The organism is Elioraea tepida (genome assembly GCF_019203965.1).
Lineage (GTDB): Bacteria > Pseudomonadota > Alphaproteobacteria > Acetobacterales > Acetobacteraceae > Elioraea_A > Elioraea_A tepida.
The window spans coordinates 2,436,415-2,456,770 of sequence record NZ_CP076448.1 but is presented as its reverse complement, the minus strand read 5'-3'; the positions used below and the strand labels follow the sequence as shown (position 1 = coordinate 2,456,770).

At 70.1% G+C, this 20,356-nt stretch carries 15 protein-coding genes; 7 read left to right on the top strand and 8 right to left on the bottom strand.

The features are described from left to right. Position 1: 1 nt before the first annotated feature. From KO353_RS11675 to KO353_RS11665, 3 genes are read right to left on the bottom strand one after another with little or no spacing between them, the layout of a single operon-like run. Positions 2–1,381: a (2Fe-2S)-binding protein gene (locus KO353_RS11675; protein WP_218284874.1), complete on the bottom strand. Its 1,380-nt coding sequence runs from the start codon at positions 1,379–1,381 to the stop codon at positions 2–4. Beyond that, on the bottom strand, positions 1,378–1,677 hold the full coding sequence (locus tag KO353_RS11670; protein ID WP_218284873.1) for a (2Fe-2S)-binding protein: 300 nt from the start codon (positions 1,675–1,677) through the stop codon (positions 1,378–1,380). Before KO353_RS11670 ends, KO353_RS11675 begins: the two co-directional genes overlap by 4 nt. After that, on the bottom strand, positions 1,661–2,773 hold the full coding sequence (locus KO353_RS11665) for an NAD(P)/FAD-dependent oxidoreductase (RefSeq protein WP_218284872.1): 1,113 nt from the start codon (positions 2,771–2,773) through the stop codon (positions 1,661–1,663). The genes KO353_RS11670 and KO353_RS11665 overlap by 17 nt, the downstream gene beginning before the upstream one ends. Positions 2,774–2,825: 52 nt before the next feature. Between KO353_RS11665 and KO353_RS11660 the strand changes: the two genes are divergently transcribed. Continuing rightward, positions 2,826–4,367: an ABC transporter substrate-binding protein gene (locus KO353_RS11660; RefSeq protein WP_235691832.1), complete on the top strand. Its 1,542-nt coding sequence runs from the start codon at positions 2,826–2,828 to the stop codon at positions 4,365–4,367. Positions 4,368–4,370: 3 nt separating this feature from the next. On the opposite strand, the gene KO353_RS11655 is transcribed toward KO353_RS11660, so the two are convergent. Then, the gene (locus KO353_RS11655; RefSeq protein ID WP_235691830.1) at positions 4,371–5,753 is read right to left on the bottom strand and encodes a formimidoylglutamate deiminase; all 1,383 of its coding nucleotides are present in this window, start codon (positions 5,751–5,753) and stop codon (positions 4,371–4,373) included. Positions 5,754–5,824: 71 nt separating this feature from the next. Here KO353_RS11655 and KO353_RS11650 point away from each other — a divergent pair, with 71 nt between their 5' ends. The 6 genes from KO353_RS11650 to KO353_RS11625 are packed head-to-tail and all read left to right on the top strand — an operon-like array spanning position 5,825 to position 14,891. Continuing rightward, complete coding sequence (locus KO353_RS11650; RefSeq protein WP_235691829.1) at positions 5,825–7,909, top strand: hydantoinase/oxoprolinase family protein; 2,085 nt, start codon at positions 5,825–5,827, stop codon at positions 7,907–7,909. Beyond that, positions 7,906–9,555, top strand: a complete 1,650-nt coding sequence (locus tag KO353_RS11645; RefSeq protein ID WP_218284871.1) for a hydantoinase B/oxoprolinase family protein — start codon at positions 7,906–7,908, stop codon at positions 9,553–9,555. The genes KO353_RS11650 and KO353_RS11645 overlap by 4 nt, the downstream gene beginning before the upstream one ends. Positions 9,556–9,600: 45 nt before the next feature. Further along, a complete protein-coding gene (locus KO353_RS11640) occupies positions 9,601–11,130 on the top strand; it encodes an ABC transporter substrate-binding protein (RefSeq protein WP_218284870.1) in 1,530 nt (509 codons plus the stop codon). 7 nt (positions 11,131–11,137) lie between these two features. Next, positions 11,138–12,091, top strand: a complete 954-nt coding sequence (locus KO353_RS11635) for an ABC transporter permease (RefSeq protein WP_218284869.1) — start codon at positions 11,138–11,140, stop codon at positions 12,089–12,091. Next, positions 12,088–13,920 (top strand): dipeptide/oligopeptide/nickel ABC transporter permease/ATP-binding protein, encoded by a 1,833-nt coding sequence (locus KO353_RS11630; RefSeq protein WP_218284868.1) that lies wholly within the window; start codon positions 12,088–12,090, stop codon positions 13,918–13,920. Before KO353_RS11635 ends, KO353_RS11630 begins: the two co-directional genes overlap by 4 nt. Then, positions 13,917–14,891, top strand: coding sequence for an ABC transporter ATP-binding protein (locus KO353_RS11625; protein WP_218284867.1), 975 nt, complete (start codon positions 13,917–13,919; stop codon positions 14,889–14,891). Before KO353_RS11630 ends, KO353_RS11625 begins: the two co-directional genes overlap by 4 nt. Before the next feature lie 462 nt (positions 14,892–15,353). On the opposite strand, the gene KO353_RS11620 is transcribed toward KO353_RS11625, so the two are convergent. From KO353_RS11620 to KO353_RS11605, 4 genes are all read right to left on the bottom strand, one after another. After that, positions 15,354–16,112: a helix-turn-helix domain-containing protein gene (locus KO353_RS11620; RefSeq protein ID WP_235691828.1), complete on the bottom strand. Its 759-nt coding sequence runs from the start codon at positions 16,110–16,112 to the stop codon at positions 15,354–15,356. Positions 16,113–16,481: 369 nt separating this feature from the next. Then, positions 16,482–18,833: an ATP-dependent Clp protease ATP-binding subunit ClpA gene (gene clpA, locus KO353_RS11615; RefSeq protein WP_218284866.1), complete on the bottom strand. Its 2,352-nt coding sequence runs from the start codon at positions 18,831–18,833 to the stop codon at positions 16,482–16,484. A gap of 128 nt (positions 18,834–18,961) precedes the next feature. Further along, positions 18,962–19,297 carry an ATP-dependent Clp protease adapter ClpS gene (gene clpS, locus KO353_RS11610; RefSeq protein ID WP_218284865.1) on the bottom strand — a complete coding sequence of 112 codons (336 nt, stop codon included), beginning with the start codon at positions 19,295–19,297 and terminating at the stop codon, positions 18,962–18,964. 300 nt (positions 19,298–19,597) lie between these two features. Continuing rightward, positions 19,598–20,113: a phasin family protein gene (locus tag KO353_RS11605; RefSeq protein WP_218284864.1), complete on the bottom strand. Its 516-nt coding sequence runs from the start codon at positions 20,111–20,113 to the stop codon at positions 19,598–19,600. Between the last annotated feature and the right edge of the window lie 243 nt (positions 20,114–20,356).

The window sequence follows — 20,356 nt, the reverse complement described above, 5'->3', positions numbered from 1 at the left end:
GTCATGAGCTCTGCGGCTCGACCGCCGTCGGCTGCGCATGCAGCGCGGCGAGTTCGCCCAAGGTGAGCGGCTTGGTCGGGAACCGCAACCGATAGGGCTCGATATCGCGCGGGGCAACGCCACGCGCCGCAGCGATCACCGCCGCGACCACAGGCCCGCACATCCGTCCCTGACACGCACCCATGCCGGCGCGCGTGAAGGCCTTGACCTGGTTCGCGCCGAGGCAGCCAAGCGAGACGGCTTCGCGCACCCGTCCGGCCGTGACCTCTTCGCAGCGGCAGAGGATCGTCTCGTCCGCCGGGTCGATCGGGAGGGGGGAGAACAAGGCATCGAGGAACGGCCGTACGGCAAGATGCCGTTCCCTGGCCGCGAGCAGCGGTGCCGCCGCCCGGTCGCGCGCCGCCGTGCTCAGCCGTCCGAGCGCGGCGGCGATGTCGAGGGCGGCGATTCGGCCGGAGAGCTCCGCCACCCTGGCGCCGCCGATCCCGGCCCCGTCGCCGGCGACGGAAATCCTCTCGAGGCTCGTTCGGCCCCAGATGTCGGTCAGCGGCTTCCAGCAGTGCTGCACCTCGTCCCACACATGCGCGCAGCCGAGCGCGCGCGTGATCTGCACCGAGGGGATCACGCCGTCGTGCAGAAGCAAGAGCGAGGCCGGTCTCACCTGGACCGTACCGTCGGCGAGGAAGCGAATTCGCTCGAGCCGCCCCTCGCCCTCGGCACGAAGCTGCGATGCCCGGATCCACGGCACCCCGGCGCGGCGCAGCGCGAGCCGCCAAGCGACGCCCCGCGCGAGATACGACGGGGCACGCAGCGCGCGCGGCAGATGCGGCAGAGCGCGGCGGAGGGAACCGCCGTCGGTAAGGTCAAGGACGCCGGCAATCCGCCCGCCGGCGGCGAGTGCTTGCGCGGCATAGAGCAGAAGCAGCGGTCCCTGCCCGGCAAGCCAGACATCCCCGGACGGCACGAGCCCGGCCGTCTTGAGGGCGATCTGCGCCGCACCGACCGTGAGCACGCCCGGCAAGGTCCATCCCGGAATCGGCAGCGGCCTCTCGGTCGTGCCCGTGGCGATCAGCACCCATGCCGCGTCAGCCGACCGCGCGCGCCCCCCCTCGCTCCAATACACTCGGCCTTCCGGCTCGACGCACCAGACGGTGGCACCGAATCGCGCCTCGGCGCCGGAGGCGCGAAACGCGCGAACCGTTTCCAGTGCTACACGGTCGTCATCGCCATGCAGCGGGCGGGTTTCGATCGCCTGCCAGACGCGGCCTCCGGGACCGGGGTTCTCGTCGAGCACCAGCACGGAGAACCCGTGCGCGCGCGCCTCGGTGGCGGCGGCGATGCCGGCAGGGCCCGCGCCGATGATCGCGAGATCCACTCTCATCCCGTTGTCTCGGAGGCGATATCCCGCGCGCCCTGCTGGCGCTCGATTCGCATGCCGTCTCGCACCTGGACGAGACAGGTCTGCACGCTGCCCACACCGTCGACCACGGCGAGGCAGTCGAAGCAGGCCCCCATCATGCAGAAGGGTCCGCGCGGGGCGCCGGACACCGGCGTGGTGCGGAAGGCGAGGATGCCGGCGGCGATCAGCGCGGATGCGACACTCTCTCCTTCGCGCGCGGGAATGGGTCGCCCCTCGAACAGAAGGGTGAGTGAACCAGGGTCAGGCCGCGTCAGCATGGAACCGGTCTGGTCCGAGCTCCGCGACGAGATCCGGCAGACGCCCAGCGAGGATGCCCGCGGCAAGCGGGCCCGCATGCGCGGCGGCAAGCGTCACGCCCGAGTGGCAGACCGCGACATAGGCGCCGGGGTACAGGCGCGACTGCGCGTAGATCGGGTAGCGATCCGGCGTCATCGGCCGCAAGGCGCCCCAGGCGCGGACCATCCGCGCGTGGGCGAGCGGCGGCAGGACCGCAACGGCACGAGCGGCCATCCGCGCGAGCTCGGTCACCGTCGTCGCCGTCTCCCAGTGGTTCTCCTCGTAGCTGACGCCGATCTGCACCACACCTTCGGCGGTCTGGCGGATCGCGCTTGCTGGCAGCGGCAGGAGCGGCGGCAGGCGCTCGGTGACCATGTTCTGGCCACGCACCGGATGGACGGCGATGCGCATCCCAAGCATCGCGGCAAGACGGGGTGTGCCAAGCCCTGCGGCGATCACGACCCGGTCGCTCGCGATCGTCTCGTTGCCGCGATGGATCGTGAACCCGGGGCGCACCGACTCGACCGGCGCTCCGGGGCGGTGCTCTCCTCCCGCTGCCCGCAGACCCGCATGCATGCCGCGCAGCAACAGAAGCGGATTGACGTGCCCGTCCTCGGGCGCGAAGGAGGCGCCGACGACACTGCTGCCGAGCGGTGTGGACGGAAGCAGCTCCTCGAGCTCGTGCCGATCGAGCAGGCGCACGGGCGTGGACGGCCCGCCGGCCTGGTTGTGCAGGCGCCGCACGTCCTCCCGGCGCTGCGCCCACTCCTGCTCGCCAACAGCGAAGATCAAGCCGCCGCTGCGGCGATAGCCGATCTCGGTTCCGGCGGCACGGCTCATCGCGTCCGCGAAGGCGTCCCAGTGGCGGAGGCTCTCGCGCGTCCAGGCGGCGTAGGCCGGCATGCCGTCGCCCTTGCCCTGGCTCCAGATCAGGCCGAAATTGCCGCGGGCGGCACGCAGCGCGACATCGCCTTCGTCGACGAGCACGGTGCGCGCACCGAGCCTCGCGCAGCCCACCGCGATGGCCGAGCCCACCATGCCGCCGCCGATCACCGCAACATCGAACCGATCCGCCATGGTTTGAAGTATCCGGCAAAGCGGCTTACGCTGCAAGGCAAGGTCTCTCCGCATGACTGAGACGGAGGGGGGAAAGCCCATGCTGCGGCTCGTTCTCGTCGTTCTGCTCGCCGCCATCCCGGCAGCGGCACAGACACTGAGGGTAGGACAGATCGGCCAGCAATCGGGGACGCTCGACCCGCATCGCGCCACCGCCACGCACGACAAAGGGCCGGTGAGCTGGATGTTCGATGGGCTCGTGCGTTTCCCGCCCGGCTCTGCCGATCCCGCCAGGCTAGAACCCGACCTCGCCGAGCGATGGGAGCGAAGCGGCGATGGTCTCGTCTGGACGTTCACGCTGCGCGAGGGCGTCCAGTTCCACCACGGCATGGGCACGCTGACGGCCGAGGATGTTGCCTTCTCGCTGCGCCGCGCCGCATCGTCCGAGAGCTCGGCCTTCGCCGGCGATTATCGTGATCTCAGCGCTGTCGAGGTCGTCGATCCGCGCACGGTACGCGTGGTGTTCCGCCAGCCGGTGCCGAGCGCGCTCGGTCTGCTCGCCAACTATCACGGCGGCATGATCGTCTCGCGGCGCGCGGCTGAGGAGGGCGATTTCGCGCGTCGCCCGGTCGGCACGGGGCCGTTCCAGTTCGAGTCGGTCGAGCCGGGCGGGCTGAGGCTCACCGCGCACCAGCAACATTTCCGCGGCACGCCGAAGCTTGCCGCGGTGCAGGTGCGCTTCATCCCCTCCGACCAGACGAGGGAGCTCGCCTATACCGCTGGGGAACTCGATCTCTTCATCGGGCGGCGTGAACAGCGCTGGGTAGAGAGGATTAAACAGCTGCCGAACACCGTGGTCGAGGTGTTCGGCCCGGGCGAGTTCCGCACCCTGCTCCTGAACACCAAGAGCGCCCCGCTTGATGACGTGCGCGTGCGGCGCGCGGTGATCCATGCGATCGATGTGCCGGCCATCGTCCGCTTCGTCGGGGCGGACGTGGCGCAGCTCTGGCCATCGCCGGTGCCGCCCGGCTATCTCGGCGCCACCACCGATGTTCCGCGCTACCCCCATGACGTTGCCCGGGCGCGCGCCTTGCTTGCCGAAGCTGGGCATCCGCAGGGCGTGACCTTGAAGGCGGTCGTCTCTTCGGTCAGCACCCAGCTGCCGATCATGGAGGTGATCCAGGCCCAGCTGCGTCGCGCCGGGATCACGCTCGAGATGGACGTGGTCGAACATGCCACCTACCACGCCCGAATCCGCCAGGACCTCTCGCAGGTGACGTTCTACGGTGCGGCGCGCTTTCCGGTCGCCGATACCTACCTGACGCAGTTCTACCACTCGCGCTCCGCTCCGGGCACACCGACCATGGCGCTCAACTTCGCCCATTGCAGCGTGGCCGATGCGGAGATCGATGCGGCGCGCAGCGAGCCCGATCCCGCGAGGCAGGCGGCGCTCTGGGCGGAGGCGCAGCGGAAGGTGATGGAGGCCGCGTGCTCCCTGCCGCTCTACGACCTGCGCCAGGTCTGGGTTCGGAGCAGCCGCCTCGCACTCGGCTACGCGCTCGAAGGCTCGTTGAACCTCGCGCCGCCACTCACGGCCGAGACGGCGCTGCGCTGAGCCTCAGCCCAAGAGTCGCCGCATGGTCGCGGCGAAGCGTGCGGCGATCGCGTCCTCTTCGGCATGTCGGCCGGCCGTGATCACAGCCCTCCCGCCGACATGGACGTCGCGAATGAGACGGGGCGCGGGCCCGAAGACGAGCGTGTCGGCGATCGCTCCGCCCCCGCGCCCTGCGAGCAGCGGATCGGCGCCGTCGAGAACGACGAGATCGGCGCGCCAGCCCGGCGCGATCGCGCCGGCCGGCTGGGCCGCCGCTTGAGCGCCCGCCGCCGCCGCATGCTGCCACAGGGCGGTGCCGGTGGAGGGCTCCGCCTCGCTCGCGCCGACCGCGCGCCTCAGATGCGTGAGCCGCTGCGCGTACTCGAGCAGGCGCAGCTCGCCCGCCGCATCGGTGCCGACGTGGCTGTCGGTGCCGATGCCGAAGGCGCCGCCCGCAGCGCGCCAGGCGAGGAAGGGGAAGATCCCGTCGCCGAGGTTGCCCTCCGTGGTCGGACAGAGCCCGGCCAGCGCGCCGGTCGCGGCGAGCGCCGCCGTCTCCGCTGCGTCCATGTGCGTGGCGTGAACGACGCACCAGCACCGATCGAGGGGGAGAGTCGCAAGCATCCGCTCGACCGGGCGTTGCCCCGTCGCGGCGAGGCACTCCTCGACCTCGCGCGGCTGCTCGGCGGCGTGGATGTGCAGCGGCGCGGCGGCATCACCGTGCCGGACCGCCGCAGCGAAGTCGCCGAGCTCCTCGACCGTCACCGCGCGCAGGCTGTGCGGCGCCGCGCCGACCCGGAGCAGCGGATCGGATCGAGCCTCGCGGCGCAGCGCGGCAATGATATCGAGCACGGTCTCGGCCGGCAGCAGGAAACGGCGCTGGCCCTCGCCGGGCGGCCGGCCGAAGCCGCCGTGGCGATAGAGGCTCGGCAGGAGGGTGCGTGCGATCCCGGCCCGCCGCGCTGCGGCGAGGACGCGCCAGCTCATCTCCGCCGGGTCAGCATAGGGCCTGCCTGCGGGATCCGCCTGCAGATAGTGAAACTCGACCAGGCTCGTGAAGCCGCCCTTCAGCAAGGCGACATAGAGCTGTGCTGCGATCGCCTCGACGTCGTCGGGCGTGAGCCGGGCGAGGAACCGGTACATGGTCTCGCGCCAGGACCAGAAGTGGTCCTCGCCCGAAGGGCTGCGGCTCTCCGCAAGCCCTGCCATAGCGTATTGGAACGCATGGCTGTGGAGGTTGGTCATGCCGGGCAGCACGGGCCCGGCAAGCGGCGTGGCGCCGCCGGGGCGCACGCCCGTCTCGACCGAGGCGATCGTCCCGTCCGCTGCGATCGTGACCGCAACATCCCGCGCCCAGCCATCGGGCAGGAGCGCCCAGGGCGCATGAAGTGTCGTTACGTCGATCACGCCGTTCCGCTCCCGCTGTCTTGCCCCGCTGTCTTGCCGCGCCCCGGGGCCTTGCTAGCATACGTCATGATATGCTCGACCGACCAAAGGGAAGCTTGGGCATGACGTGGCGTGTCGGCGTCGACTCCGGGGGCACGTTCACGGATGTCTGCCTCTTCGACGAGACGAGCGGCCGCATCGAGGTCTGGAAGGTCGCCTCAACGCCGGATGATCCGTCGCGCGCGATCGCCCAAGGCGTGGAGGAGGGGATGCGCCGGGTCGGCGGCGTCCCGGGCGACGTCGTCTATTTCGGGCACGGCACGACGGTCGCGACCAATGCGCTGATCCAACATCGCGGCGTGCCGACCGGGCTCGTCACCACCGCGGGCTTCCGCGACCTGCTCGAGATCGGCCGGCAGAAGCGTCCCGATCTCTACGACCTGCAGGTGGACAAGCCGCCGGTGCTGGTCGCGCGCGACCTCAGGCTCGAAGTGCCTGAGCGGGTGCGCCACGACGGCACGGTCGAGACGCGGCTCGACGAGATCGCGGTGCGCGAGGCCGCGCGCGCGCTGAAGCGGGCCGGTGTCGCGTCGGTCGCGGTCTGCTTCCTCTACGCCTTCGTCCGCCCCGAGCACGAACGGGCCGCGCGGCGCATCCTCGCCGAGGAATTCCCCGAGGCGTTCCTCTCGGTAAGCCACGAGGTCGCGCCCGAGTTCCGCGAGTTCGAGCGCCTCTCGACGGCCGTGGTGAACGCGTATCTCGGCCCGGTGATGCAGGGATACATCCGCCGGCTCGCCGACCGTCTGGCCGCGCTCGGCATGACGGCGAGGCCGCACCTGACGCAGTCGAACGGCGGCGTGATGGGGCTCGAGGCGGCGGCGAACCTGCCGGTCCGCATGGTGCTCTCGGGCCCCTCCACCGGCGTGGTCGGCGCCCAGGCGATCGGGCGGATGGCGGGGTTCCCCGACCTGATCACCTTCGACATGGGCGGCACCAGCACCGATGTCGCGCTGCTTAAGAGCGGCGAGCCGAGGCTCGCGAGCGAGAGCATCGTCCACGGCTATCCGATCAAGGCGCCGACGCTCGACATCCACACGGTGGGCGCGGGCGGCGGCTCGATCGCCCATGTGGACAGCGGCGGCCTGCTGAAGGTCGGCCCGCGCAGCGCCGGCGCCGATCCGGGGCCGGTCTGTTACGATCGCGGCAACGACGCGCCGACTGTGACGGACGCGAATGTGGTGCTCGGCACGCTGCATCCGACGCATCTGCTCGGCGGGCGGATGCCGATCCGGCGCGACCGCGCGATCGCCGCGATCGAGCGGCTGGCGAGGCGGCTTGGCATGGAGACGATGGAGACCGCGCAGGGCATCCTCTCGGTCGTCACCGCCAACATGGCGAAGGCGATCCGCGTGATCAGCGTGCAGCGCGGCCACGATCCGCGCGACTACACGCTGATGGCGTTCGGCGGCGCGGGCCCGTTGCACGCGGCGCGGCTTGCACGCGAGCTCGAGATCCGTCGCGTTCTGGTGCCGCGCAACCCGGGAATCCTGTGCGCGATCGGGCTGCTCTTGACCGATCTGCGCGCCGATTTCGCTGCCACGCGGCTGACCCCGCTCAACAAGGAGGCGCTCGCGCCGATGCGCGAGGCGTTCGAGACGCTTGCCGCGCAGGCCGCCGCGTGGTTCGACCTCGAAGGCATCCCCGCCGAGGCACGCCGAGTGGCGCGCAGCATCGACATGCGCTACGCCGGGCAGAACTACGAGCTGCCCGTCGCGCTGCCGGACGGGCCCTTCGATTCCTCGACGCTCGCTTTCCTCGCGAACGGGTTCGCCGCCGAGCACCGCCGGGTCTACGGCTTCGTCGCCGAGGGCGAGCCGGTGCAGCTCGTCACCTTCCGCATCGAGGCCACGGGGCTGGTGCGCAAGGCCTCGTTCACTGCGCGACCGCCCGGGCCAGAGGATGCGGGCGCCGCACGCGAGGGCGTGCGCGACGTCTGGCTGCCGGAGGCGGGCGGCTTCGTCTCGGTCCCGGTCTATGCCCGCGACCGCCTGGTCCCGGGCAACCGGATCGCGGGCCCCGCGATCGTCGAGCAGATGGACTCGACCACGCTCGTTCTGCCCGGCATGGCGGCGCGCGTGGACGGCTACGAAAACTTGATCCTGGAGGCCACGGCATGAACGTGACGCTCGACATCGGCCGTCCGAAGGTCGATCCGATCACGGTCGAGGTGATCGGCTCGGCACTCTCCTCGATCGTCGAGGAGATGGGCGAGACCCTCGTGCGCGCCTCCTACTCGACCAACATCAAGGAGCGGCGCGACTGCTCGACCGCCCTGTTCGACATCGAGGGCCGCACGCTCTGCCAGGCCGAGCACATCCCGATCCACCTGGGCAGCTTCATCGGCGTGATCGAGCGAATCCTCAAGCGCCACCCGCTCGAGCAGATCCGCCCCGGCGACGTCTTCGTCGGCAACGACGCGTACGAGGGCGGCGGCACGCACCTGCCCGACATCGTGCTCGCCGAGCCGATCTTCGTCGCTGGCCGCCTCGTCGCCTGGGCCGTCAATCTCGCGCATCACGCCGACTTCGCCGATCGCGGCCACGCCCACATCTATCAAGAAGGGCTTCGAATCCCGCCGATCCGGCTCTACCGTGAAGGCCGGCTGCAGGAGGACATCCAGGAGCTGATCCTGCTGAACTGCCAGGTGCCGCGCGAGCGCCTCTCCGACCTGCGTGCGCAGATGGCGGCGAACCGGCTCGGCGTCGCCCGGATGCAGGCGCTGTGCGCTAAGTACGGAACCGAGACGGTTCTCGCGGCCGGCGCCGCGCTGCTCGACTACGCCGAACGCAAGATGCGCGCCGGCATCGCCGCGATCCCCGACGGCGTCTGGCGCTTCGAGGACGTGCACGACAGCCCCGAAATCGAGGGGGAGCTCGCGCTCTCGATCGAGCTCGAAGTCAACGGCGACACGATGCGCCTGCATTTCGACGGGCCGGACCAGGTGCGCGCCGGGATCAACATGACCTACACCGCCCTGCTCGCGACCGTCTATTACGCCGTCAAGACGGTGGTCGATCCGACCATCCTCCCGAATGCCGGCCTCGCCCGCCCGCTGATCGTCACCGCCCGTGAAGGCAGCGTTGTGAACTGCGTCCACCCGGCGGCGGTGAACGCTCGGCTCTCGACCTGCCAGCGCGTGGTCGACCTGATCCACGGCGCGCTCGCCCAGGCCGTGCCCGAGCGCGTCACGGCCGCGCACAACGGTGCCTGCTTCGTCGCGAGCTTCGTCGGCCGCCAGCCCGGGACGGGCGAGCCCTGGGTCTATCTCGAGACGATCGGCGGCGGCTTCGGCGCGCGCGCGACCAAGGACGGGCTCGACGGCGTGCACGTGCACACGACCAACACGTCCAACCTGCCGGTCGAGGCGCTGGAGACCGAGTATCCGCTGACCGTGTTGCGCTACGAGCTGGTCGAGGGCTCGGGCGGGCCCGGCACCCATCGCGGCGGGATGGGGCTGCGCCGCGTCTATCGCGCCGAGGCAGAGTGCCGGCTCCGGCTCGACGGCGCGCGGCTACGCTCGGCGCCCTGGGGCCTCCGGGGCGGCCTTCCGGGTGGCAAGGGCCGCTTCGTGTTCGGCCCCGGCGTCGAGCCCTTCCATTTCGGCAACGGGACATTGCGCCCGGGCCAATGGGTGGAGATCATCACCCCGGGAGGCGGCGGCTACGGGCCGCCGGCGGGACGCGACCGGGCGGCGGTCGAGCGCGACATCCGCGAGGGCCGCCTCAGCGCGGCCGAGGCGCGGGCGATTTACGGCGCCGGCTAGCCTCCCGGCCGGCCCGGCCCGTGAACACCACCAAGGGAGACGACCATGACACCGACCCGTCGTTCACTCCTTGCCGCCGGCGCGGCGCTGCCGTTCTTGCGGGCATGGCCGGCGCGGGCGCAGCGCCAGACCGGCGTGCTGCGTTTCGGCCTCTCCTCCTTTCCGCCGAGCATCCAGCCCTGGGTGAACACCGGCACAGCGGCGGCGACCGTGAAGCTTCTGATCCATCGCGGCCTCGTCTCCTTCGCACCGGACGGTTCGTTGCGCGGCGAGCTCGCCGAGGCCTGGAGCAACGACAGCCCGACCAGCTGGACGTTCCGGCTCCGCGAGAACGCGCTGTTCCAGAACGGCGACCGCGTCACCGCCGAGGACATCCGCTGGAACCTTGAGCAGATGGCATCGGAACGCTCGACCGCCTATCATCGGGCCCAGGCGCAGCGGATCGCACGGATCGAGACGCCCGACGCGCGCACCGTGCGGATCGTCACGGCGGAGCCGATGGTCACGCTGCCGCTCTGGTTCGCGAGCTACCACATGATGATGGTCTCGCCGCGCTCGCCGACCGGCGCAGGCAGCCTGCCGGTCGGTGCCGGCCCCTTCGTGCTGAAGGGGCAGGAGCGCGGCGTCTCGCTCGATCTCGAAGCGTTCGACCGTTACTACAAACCCGGCCTTCCGAGGCTGCGCGGCATCCGAATGGTCGCCTATGCCGACGAAAACCTGCGCGTGGCCGCCCTGCAGGCAGGCGACGTCGACCTGATCGAGTACGTGCCCTGGCAGGCCATGGCCTCGATCGAGGCCGATCCGAAGCTCAGGCTGGACGCGACCGACGGCCCGTTCATGTACCTCGTGTTCAACGCGACGCGGCCCCATCTCGGCGATGCGCGCATCCGCCGCGCGATCGCGCATGCGATCAAGCGCGAGGAGATCGTCAAGGCAGCGTTCTTCGGCCGCGGCTCGCCGCTCGAGGGGCTGCCCTTGATGCCGGGCAGCGCCTTCCACGACCCGGAGCTCGCTTCGGGCTGGCGCTATGACCCCGCGCGCGCACGCGCCCTGCTCGCCGAGGCGGGGGTGCCCAACGGGTTCACCACCAGCATCCTCGCGACGGCGCAATACGGAATGCACAAGGACACCGCCGAAGTGGTGCAGCAGAACCTCGCCGCGGTGGGGATCCAGGCCGAACTCCGCCTGCCCGACTGGGCGACGCGCGTCACCCTCGGCAACCGCGGCCAGTACGACATCGCTGTGATGGGCACGACGACCGAGAACAACGACCCGGACGGGCTGAGCACGCTGATCGACGGCTCGCTCGCCCCCTCGTTCGTCCGCAGTTTCGGGCTGCGCGTGCCCCGAATCGAGGAGCTCCTCGCAGCGGGTCGTGCCGAGTTCGACGGAGGCAAGCGGCGCGCGATCTACGCCGAGCTGCAGAGGATCGCGCTCGCCGAGGCGCCGATCGTCGGCCTCGCCTGGCGCAGCCAGGGCTACGCGATGACGCCCGAGGTGAAGGGGTTCAAGGCGCTCGGCGGCGCGCTGAACTTCTACTCCGGCATCACGCTCGAGGAGGCGTCGATCGGCTGATCAGCCGATGCTACTGTGGGCGGCCCGGCGCGTCGTGGTCAGCCTTGTGCTGATCTGGACCGTCGCGACCGTGGTGTTCACGGTGATCCATCTGGTTCCGGGCGATCCCGCCGAGCTCCTGCTCAGCTCAGGCGGGGTGGCGCCCGATCCGGCGGCTGTGGCCGAGCTGCGCGAGCGGCTCGGCCTCGACCGCCCATTCCTCGTGCAGTACGGCGACTTCCTCGGCCGGCTCGCACGCGGCGATCTCGGCACCTCGATGATCGACGACCATCCGGTCATGGACGAGGTGTTGCTGCGCCTGCCGCGCACGCTCGAGCTGATCGCGGCCGGTGCCGTTCTCGCGGTCATGATCGGCATTCCCGTCGGCACGGAGGCGGCGCTGAGGCGCGGCACGGTGTTCGACCGCGCGACCAGCGCCACGGCCGCGCTTCTGCTCGCGGTGCCGATCTTCGTCGTCGGCACGCTGCTGGTGCTGGTGTTCGCGCAGTGGCTGCGCTGGATGCCCGCTGGCGGCTACGTGCCGCTGGCGCGGGACCCGTGGCAGCACCTGACGCTCCTGACCATGCCTGCGCTCGCGATCGCCAAGGGCCTCGTCGCGGTGGTGTTCCGCATGACGCGCGCGGCGGTGCTCGATTCGCTCTCGCGCGACTTCGTGCGTACCGCGCGCGCCAAGGGGCTGTCGCCCGCGCGCATCCTGGTCCACCACGTCGTGCGCAACGCCATCATCCCCGTGCTGACCGTGCTCGCGCTGCACATGGGCACGCTGCTCGGCGGCACGGTGCTGGTCGAATACGTGTTCAACTGGCCCGGCCTGTCGACGCCGCTGCTCAAGGCGGTGGAGGCGCGCGACTACCCGATGGTGATCGGCATCGTGCTGACCATCTCGGTGCTGTTCGTCGCGCTCAACCTGGTGATGGACCTGGTCTACGCCGCGCTCGACCCGAGGATCCGGCACGCGTGAGGCGGCTTGCGGTTCCGGGGGCGCTGGTCGCGGCGATCGTGCTGATCGCGCTTGCCGCGCCGCTCCTGGACCTTCCCGACCCGGTGCGACAGGACGTCGCCCGACGCCTTTCCGGCCCCGGCCCGGGCAGCCCGCTCGGGCGCGACGAGTTCGGCCGCGACGTACTCTCGCGCCTGATCTGGGGCGCGCGCGCCTCGCTCACAGTCGCCTTCGCCTCGGCCGGCATCGCCTGCGCGCTCGGCACGCTGCTCGGGCTGCTGGGCGGCTGGTTCCGCGGTCTCGGTGAGCTCCTCGCGCTGCGCAGTATGGACATCGTGCTCTGCTTCCCGCCGATCCTGCTCGCGCTTCTCGTCGTCACGCTGCTCGGGCCTGGGACGGCCACGCTGATCCTGGTGCTGTCGATCCTGTTCCTGCCGGGCTTTGTGCGGGTGACCTACGCCGAGGTCCTGTCGGCACGCAGCCACGACTACGTCGAGGCGGTTCGCGCGCTCGGCGCGGGTCCTTTGCGCATCCTCCTCGTCACGGTGCTGCCGAACGTCGCCGGGCCGATCCTGGTGCAGCTGTCGCTCGCGGTCGCGGCAGCGGTGGTGCTGGAGAGCGGGCTCTCCTTTCTCGGCCTCGGCGTGGTCCCGCCCGAACCCTCCTGGGGGCTCATGATCCGCGGGGCGCGCGCGACGATGGCGCAGGCCCCGCTCCTGCTGCTCTGGCCCTGCGCGGCGCTGACCGTCACCATCCTTGCGATGAACCTTCTGTGCGACGCGCTTCGGGACTGGGTTGACCCCCGAACCGCCGCGGCCGTCCGGCTGCGCGCGATCGACCGCGTGCTGCCCGGCCTCCTGCCGCCTCCGCGCTCTGACGCCGTTCTGAAGGTGGAGGGGCTGACGGTCGAGATCGATACGCCGGCCGGGGTGATCCGGCCGGTCGAGGACGTCTCCCTGGCCGTGGGCCCTGGTGAGACGGTGGCGATCGTCGGCGAGTCGGGATCGGGCAAGTCGCTGACGGCGGCCGCCGTGATGGGGCTCCTGCCGCCGGCCGCGCGCGTCGCCGCCGGTGCGGCCTGGTTCGACGGCGTTGACCTTCTGCGTCTTCACGAGACGGCGCTCAGGCAGTTGCGCGGCAACGCCATCGCGATGGTGTTCCAGGACCCGATGAGCAGCCTCAACCCGGTTCACCGCACCGGCGACCAGGTGGCGGAGGCGATCCTGGCGCATCGGCCGATCACCGCGGCGGCGGCGCGCCGCGAGGCGGTGGCACTGTTCCGACGCGTCGGCATCGCCGACCCGGAGCGGCGGAGCCGGGCCTTCCCGCACGAGATGTCAGGCGGAATGCGCCAGCGCGTGATGATCGCGATCGCGATCGCCAACAAGCCGCGCCTGTTGATCGCCGACGAACCCACCACGGCGCTCGACGTGACGGTGCAGGCGCAGATCCTGGACCTGCTCGCCGATCTCCGGCGCGAGACCGGCATGGCGGTCGTCTTCATTACCCACAATCTCGGCCTCGTGGCCGAGATCGCCGACCGTGTGGTCGTGATGTATGCCGGCCAGGTGGTCGAGCAGGGCGACACGGCGTCGGTGTTCGCGCGGCCCCTCCATCCCTACACGCGCGCGCTGCTCGCCGCTGTGCCAGAGGGTGAGGCAAAGCCCGAGGCCATTCCCGGCACGGTGCCGCCGCCGCATGCCCTGCCGCCCGGCTGCCGCTTCGCGCCGCGCTGTCCGCATGCCGCTCCTGCCTGCGCGGCGGGGGTTGCACCGCTCGCGCCGCAGGAGGGTCGGCACGTGCGCTGCGTGCGCCTCGATGTCATGCGGGGCGAGACCGCGTCGGCATGACCAGCGGGCCACTGATCGAGGCCGTCGGGGTCTCCAAGACCTTCCGGGGCGGTGGCCTGTTCCGCCGCGGCCGGCCGGTGCACGCCGTGCGCGGCGTCGATCTCGCGATCCCGCGCGGCGCGGCGGTGGGCGTCGTCGGCGAATCCGGTTCCGGCAAGAGCACGCTGGGGCGGCTGCTGCTCGGGCTGACGCCGCCGAGCGAGGGGCGGATCCTGTTCGAGGGGCGCCCGATCGCCGGCGTCTCGCGCGCGGAGTGGCGCCGGCTGCGCCGGCACCTGCAGATCGTGTTCCAGGACCCGTTCGGCAGCCTCGACCCGCGGCGGCGGGTGGGCGCGCAGATCGCCGACGGGCTTGCGATCCACGGCCTCGTTCCCGCTGCCGAGCGCGCCGCGCGGGTCGATGCGCTGCTGCGCCAGGTCGGGCTCGAACCGGCCCATGCGCGGCGTTTCCCGCACGAGTTCTCCGGCGGGCAGCGACAGCGCATCGGCATCGCCCGCGCGCTTGCGGTCCAACCCGCCTTCCTGGTCGCCGACGAGCCGGTGAGCGCGCTCGACGTCTCGATCCAGGCGCAGATCCTCACACTGCTCGACGAGCTGCGGGCACGGCTCGGGCTGACCTTGCTGCTGATCAGCCACGACCTGCACGTGGTGCGGCACCTCTGCGACCGCGTGGTGGTGATGTATCTCGGCCGGGTGATGGAGGAGGGACCGGTGCGGGCGGTGTTCGAGGCCCCTGCGCACCCGTACACGCGCGCCCTGCTCTCGGCCACACCCCGGCTCGATCCTGCACGGCGAACCAGGCGCATCCTGCTGTCGGGCGAGCCGCCGAGCCCGTCCGATCCGCCCTCGGGCTGCGTCTTCCGCAAGCGTTGCCTGCACGCCCGAGCGGATTGCGCCGAGACAGTGCCACCTCTCGCGCCACATGGCCCGGCCAGGCGCGTGGCCTGCATCAACGAGCACGCGCTCGGCTGAGCGGCCGGGCTCCAGCCTGCGCTGGCGCCCGCACGCTCGAACGTGCTCAGGCAGCGTCACGCTCCACCGCCGTGGCAACCCCCCTCGCCTGCCCATCACTCCGCCTCAGCCCCTCCGCGGAAGGTCAACCGCTCGAACAACGACGCGCTGAGGGAACGGTGCAAAAGCAACCCCGTCATCATGCTCGCCCACGGGGGCTTCGGGACGGCAGGTGTCCGGGGGCCACAGCGCTTGAGCAGGCGGCACCTGAACGACCGAGGCACCGTGCCGAGACCCCGATGACGCGAAACCGCCACGCCAAGCGCGGCGTCACTCGGCGCCTCTACGCGGGGCAGAGCCGCATCGCACGACCCGTTTACCGCCTCAGGACAAGCTCCGGGTCGCAACGCGAGACGGCGGCCTTGTCGCACCCCGTGTCACCGTCACGGTCGCATCCCGGCGATGGGTCAGGAAGGCACCATCTCAGGCGAGGCCGGACGCCATCTCCTCAAGCCGGTCGCGGTCGACCAGATGGATGTGGGTCGTGTCCTGGAGTTCGATCAGCCCTTTCTTCTTCAAGGCCGAGAAGGTGCGGCTGACCGTCTCGATGGTCAGGCCCAAATAGTCGGCGATGTCGGAACGTGTCATCGGGAGCACGACCGGGTCGGCCGTCTGGCCGCGGCGGACCTGCCCCTGCGAGAGCAGGATGAGGAACGACACGAGTCGCTCCTCGGCGGTCTTGCGCCCGAGCAGCAGAAGCTGCTCCTGAGCGGCCGTCAGCTCGTCGATCGAGAGCGAGAGAAGCCGTCGGTCGAGCTGGGGAAAACGTTCGCGGACCGCATCGAGCTTGCGGCGCGGAAACCGGCAGAGCTTCGCCTCCGTGAGCGATTCGGCGGAGTAGGAATAGTCGGCGCCGGCGGAAAGGCCGATGAAGTCGCCTGCGAACCGGAAACCGAGGATCTGCCGCCGTCCGTCGCCGAGCAGCTTGAACAGCTTCACCGCACCATCGGTGACGTTCATCACGTAGTCTGCCGGAGCGCCTTCGTGGAACAGAACGCCACCAGGCGGAAGCGTTGCCTCCGTCATCACCTTGGCGAGCTCGGCAAGCTCCGCCGGGTCGAGGGCGGCGCAGAAGTTCCGTTCGCGGGCGTCGCAATGGGCGCAGGGCGGGGGCAGGGAGCCGAGACGTTGAGCAACGACGCGAAGAGGCTCGGCCGAGGCCATGCAAATCCCCCTGTTCATTCAGGTTTCTTCCATGTCGTGAACACAGAGTAGCGCAACCGAAGCTCGGCGCCAGAGCGGAATTGACACGTGTCAGGGACGCTAGACGGAACGGATGCGGGCCCGAAAGCGCGCAGGATGAGTCGCCTCTGGAGTCGAGCCCGGGCCGCTTGCCGCCTGCCCGCCCGCAGTGCCCCGCGATCGTTGCTCGTCGGCGGCGTTAGCGAAGCTCGGATGGACGCGCACGCGACCGGCGTGAGGAGGGCACCGGGCGGGGAAAGGCTCAGTCGTCAGAGCCGCGGCGCTTCCCTCCCCGCCCCGGGCTGTGGCCTCGTTCTCCGGAGCGGCCACCTCGGCCGCTGCGGAGGCGCAGGCGCTCGCGCGGCGCCGCTACTCCACCGCCTCCGGCGCCCTCTCCTCGTCACCCTCGCCGCCGTCGCCCTCCGGCTTCGGCAGCGCAGCCAACGGTGCCTCGACGAAGGCGAAGGACAGCGACTTGCCCTCCTCGTCCACGCCGACACGCACCGCCCCGCCCTTGGTCAGGCGGCCGAAGAGGAGCTCCTCGGCAAGCGGCTTCTTCACATGCTCCTGGATCACCCGGGCAAGCGGCCGGGCGCCATAGAGCCGGTCGTAACCCTTCTCGGCGAGCCACATGCGCGCTCCGTCCGTCAGCTCGATCGTGACGTTGCGGTCGGCGAGCTGGGCCTCGAGCTGCATAATGAACTTGTCGACGACACGGCCGACGATGTCTGGCGTGAGGTTCGCGAAGGGGATGATCGCGTCGAGTCGGTTGCGGAACTCTGGGGTGAACAGGCGCTTGATCGCGTCCTCGTCCTCGCCCTCCCGCCCCTCGCGTGCGAAGCCGATCGCGTTCCTGGCGAGATCGGAGGCGCCCGCGTTCGTCGTCATGATCAGGATCACGTTTCGGAAGTCGACCTGCTTGCCGTTGTGGTCGGTAAGCTTCCCGTGGTCCATCACCTGCAACAGGATGTTGTAGAGGTCCGGATGCGCCTTCTCGATCTCATCGAGGAGGAGGACGCAGTGCGGGTGCTGGTCGACCGCATCGGTCAAGAGCCCGCCCTGGTCGAAGCCGACATAGCCAGGCGGCGCGCCGATCAGGCGGCTGACCGAGTGCCGCTCCATGTACTCCGACATGTCGAAGCGTATCAGCTCGATGCCAAGGAGCTTCGCGAGCTGCTTCGCCACCTCGGTCTTGCCCACGCCGGTGGGGCCGGAGAACAGGTAGTTGCCGATCGGCTTGTCGCTGTCGCGCAGGCCCGCGCGGGCGAGCTTGATGGCCGAGGCGAGCGCCTCGATCGCCTTGTCCTGGCCGAACACCATCGCCTTGAGGTCGCGTTCGAGGTTGCGCAGCGTCTCGCGATCGTCGGTCGAGACCGCCTTGGGCGGGATCCGCGCGATCTTGGCGACGATGTCCTCGACATCCTTCACCGTCACCGTCTTGCGGCGCTTGTTCTCGGGCAGGAGCATCCGCGAGGCGCCGACCTCGTCGATCACGTCGATCGCCTTGTCGGGGAGCTTGCGGTCATGGATGTAGCGGGCGGAGAGCTCCACCGCCGCCTTGATCGCGTCGTCGGTGTAGCGGACCTTGTGGTGCTTCTCGTAGTTCGCCTTGAGCCCCTTGAGGATCTTGATCGCGTCATCGAGCGAGGGCTCGGCCACGTCGATCTTCTGGAAGCGGCGGACGAGCGCGCGGTCCTTCTCGAAATAGTTGCGATACTCCTTGTAGGTGGTGGAGCCGATGCAGCGCAGCGTGCCGGACGCAAGCGCGGGCTTGAGCAGGTTCGACGCATCCATCGCCCCGCCGGAGGTGGCACCCGCGCCGATAACGGTGTGGATCTCGTCGATGAACAGGATGGCCGAGCCGCCCTGCGCCTCGAGCTCCGACACCACCGCCTTCAGCCGCTCCTCGAAATCGCCGCGGTAGCGCGTGCCGGCGAGCAGGGCGCCCATGTCGAGGGCGTAGATGGTGCATTTCGCGAGCACCTCGGGCACGTCGCCCTCGATGATCCGCTTCGCGAGCCCCTCGGCGATCGCCGTCTTGCCCACGCCCGGGTCGCCCACATAGAGCGGGTTGTTCTTCGTTCGGCGGCAGAGGATCTGGATGGTGCGCTCGACCTCCTGCTCGCGGCCAATGAGCGGGTCGATCTTCCCGGCCGCCGCCTTCTTGTTGAGGTTGATGCAATAGGTGCTGAGCGCCTCCTGGCTGCGGCGCGACGGCTTCTCCTCGCGCCCCTCGCCTCCTTCGCCCTCGTTCGTTCCCTGCACGGGGCGCTTCTCGCTCCGCCCAGGCACCTTGGCGATGCCGTGGCTGATGAAGTTCACGGCATCGAGGCGCGTCATGTCCTGCTGCTGCAGGAAGTAGACGGCATGGCTTTCTCGTTCGGAGAACAGCGCGACGAGCACGTTGGCGCCTGTGACCTCGTCGCGGCCGGAGGACTGCACATGGATGGCGGCGCGCTGCACGACGCGCTGGAATCCGGCGGTCGGCTTTGGATCCCCGCCGCGGTCGGTGACGAGGCCGGCGAGGTCCTTGTCAAGGAACTCGGTCACCTCACGGCGAAGCCGCTCACTGTCCACCGCACAGGCGCGCAGCACGTTGGCCGCGTCGGGATCGTCCAAGAGCGACAGAAGCAGATGCTCGAGTGTGGCGTATTCGTGCTTGCGTTCCGAGGCGAGACTGAGCGCGCGGTGGAGTGTCTGCTCAAGGGTCCGGGACAACATGCGCACGCTCTCCTTGCGCTCGCGGCCTCACATCAGGGCCGCTGCCCTGGAGGCTCCGGCGGCCATTCCGCCGATCGCCCCCGCCGGGCATGATGCAGATATCGTGCCCCTTCGCGCACCGGGAAGGATCACTCCTTCTCGATTGTGCACTGCAACGGGTGCTGGTGCTGGCGCGCCAGGTCCATCACCTGCGTCACCTTGGTCTCGGCGACCTCGTAGGTGAACACGCCGCACACCCCGACCCCGCGCCGGTGCACATGCAGCATGATCCGGGTCGCCTCCTCCCGGCTCTTGTTGAAGAAGCGCTCGAGAACGTGCACGACGAACTCCATTGGCGTGTAGTCGTCGTTCAGCATCAGCACCTTGTACATCGAGGGCTTGCGCGTTTTCGGCCGAGTCTTGATCACCACGCCGGTGCCCGGCGCGTCGCCACCCTGGTTGCCCCGCCTCTCCGTGTCGCTCATGGCTGCGTGCCGTATCAACACTCCGCTGTCGCGATGCACCCACCCATCCGGCGCGGCGTGCGCCCTGCCGGAGCTTGCTGATGATATCGGATCGGGGCCGAGCGTTGAAAGGGTGTGCCGCGGCCTCCATGCCGGCGAGCGTCGCGCGTGACGGTGGAGACACCGTAAACTCCGGGCGAACCGGATGCGGGCGACATGAGAATGGCCCGGGCGGCAAGCCACCCGGGCCACAACAGAAGGTCTGCCGGGAAATTCGGCAGCGCTGCCTCCGGGCGAAGCACGCGCCCGGAATTGCTCCCCTCAGGCGGCGATCGGCTTGCCGAAGGTCTTTACCGCCTGGTTCATGCGCTCGATCATCGGCGCCATCACCTTCTCGGCGAGCTTCGCAGAGGTCTCGGTAAGCTTCGTCGTCTCCGCGACCATCTTCTCCGTCGAGGCCTTGGCGAACGCAGCCTGGAGGTCTAGCGCCTCGCGCACCGACTTCACGGCGGCCAGCGCCTTGGCGTTCTCGATCCCGTCGGCGAAGGCGGCCTGGCCGAAGGCGAGCGTCGCACGCGCGAGCTCCTGCATGCCCTCGGTGAGGATCGTCGAGGACTTCACGAACGCCTCGAGATTGCCGCGGCCGAAGGCGATCGCCTCCTCGAGCGTGCGCTGTGCGACGGCCGCATGCTTCTGCGCCTCGTCCATGTTCTGCTTCAGGATGCTATGGGCCTGCTCGAAGCCCTTCTCCGCGATCTCCGCACCCTGCTTCACGAGGGTGTCCACTGCCTCGACACCGGCGTCCATCGCGGGGGCGGCTTTCGTCCTGCTGCTCATGGTTATCTCTTCCTTTTCACGCGCGGGGTCGCCGCGGTCCTACGATCGGGGTCATATGGCAGCGCGTTTTGCTGCGCTGCAGCACGATCGGAAAATGGCGTGCATGATGCTCCGGGTCAAGCGCTTTGTTGCACTGCACAACGGCCGAGTCCTGCGCGGAGCGTGGCCTGCCTGCAACAATCGCCGCTAAGTGTCTGCGTTTACGCTTCTTCCGTCTGGACAGGCCACGGCGGAACTACCTAC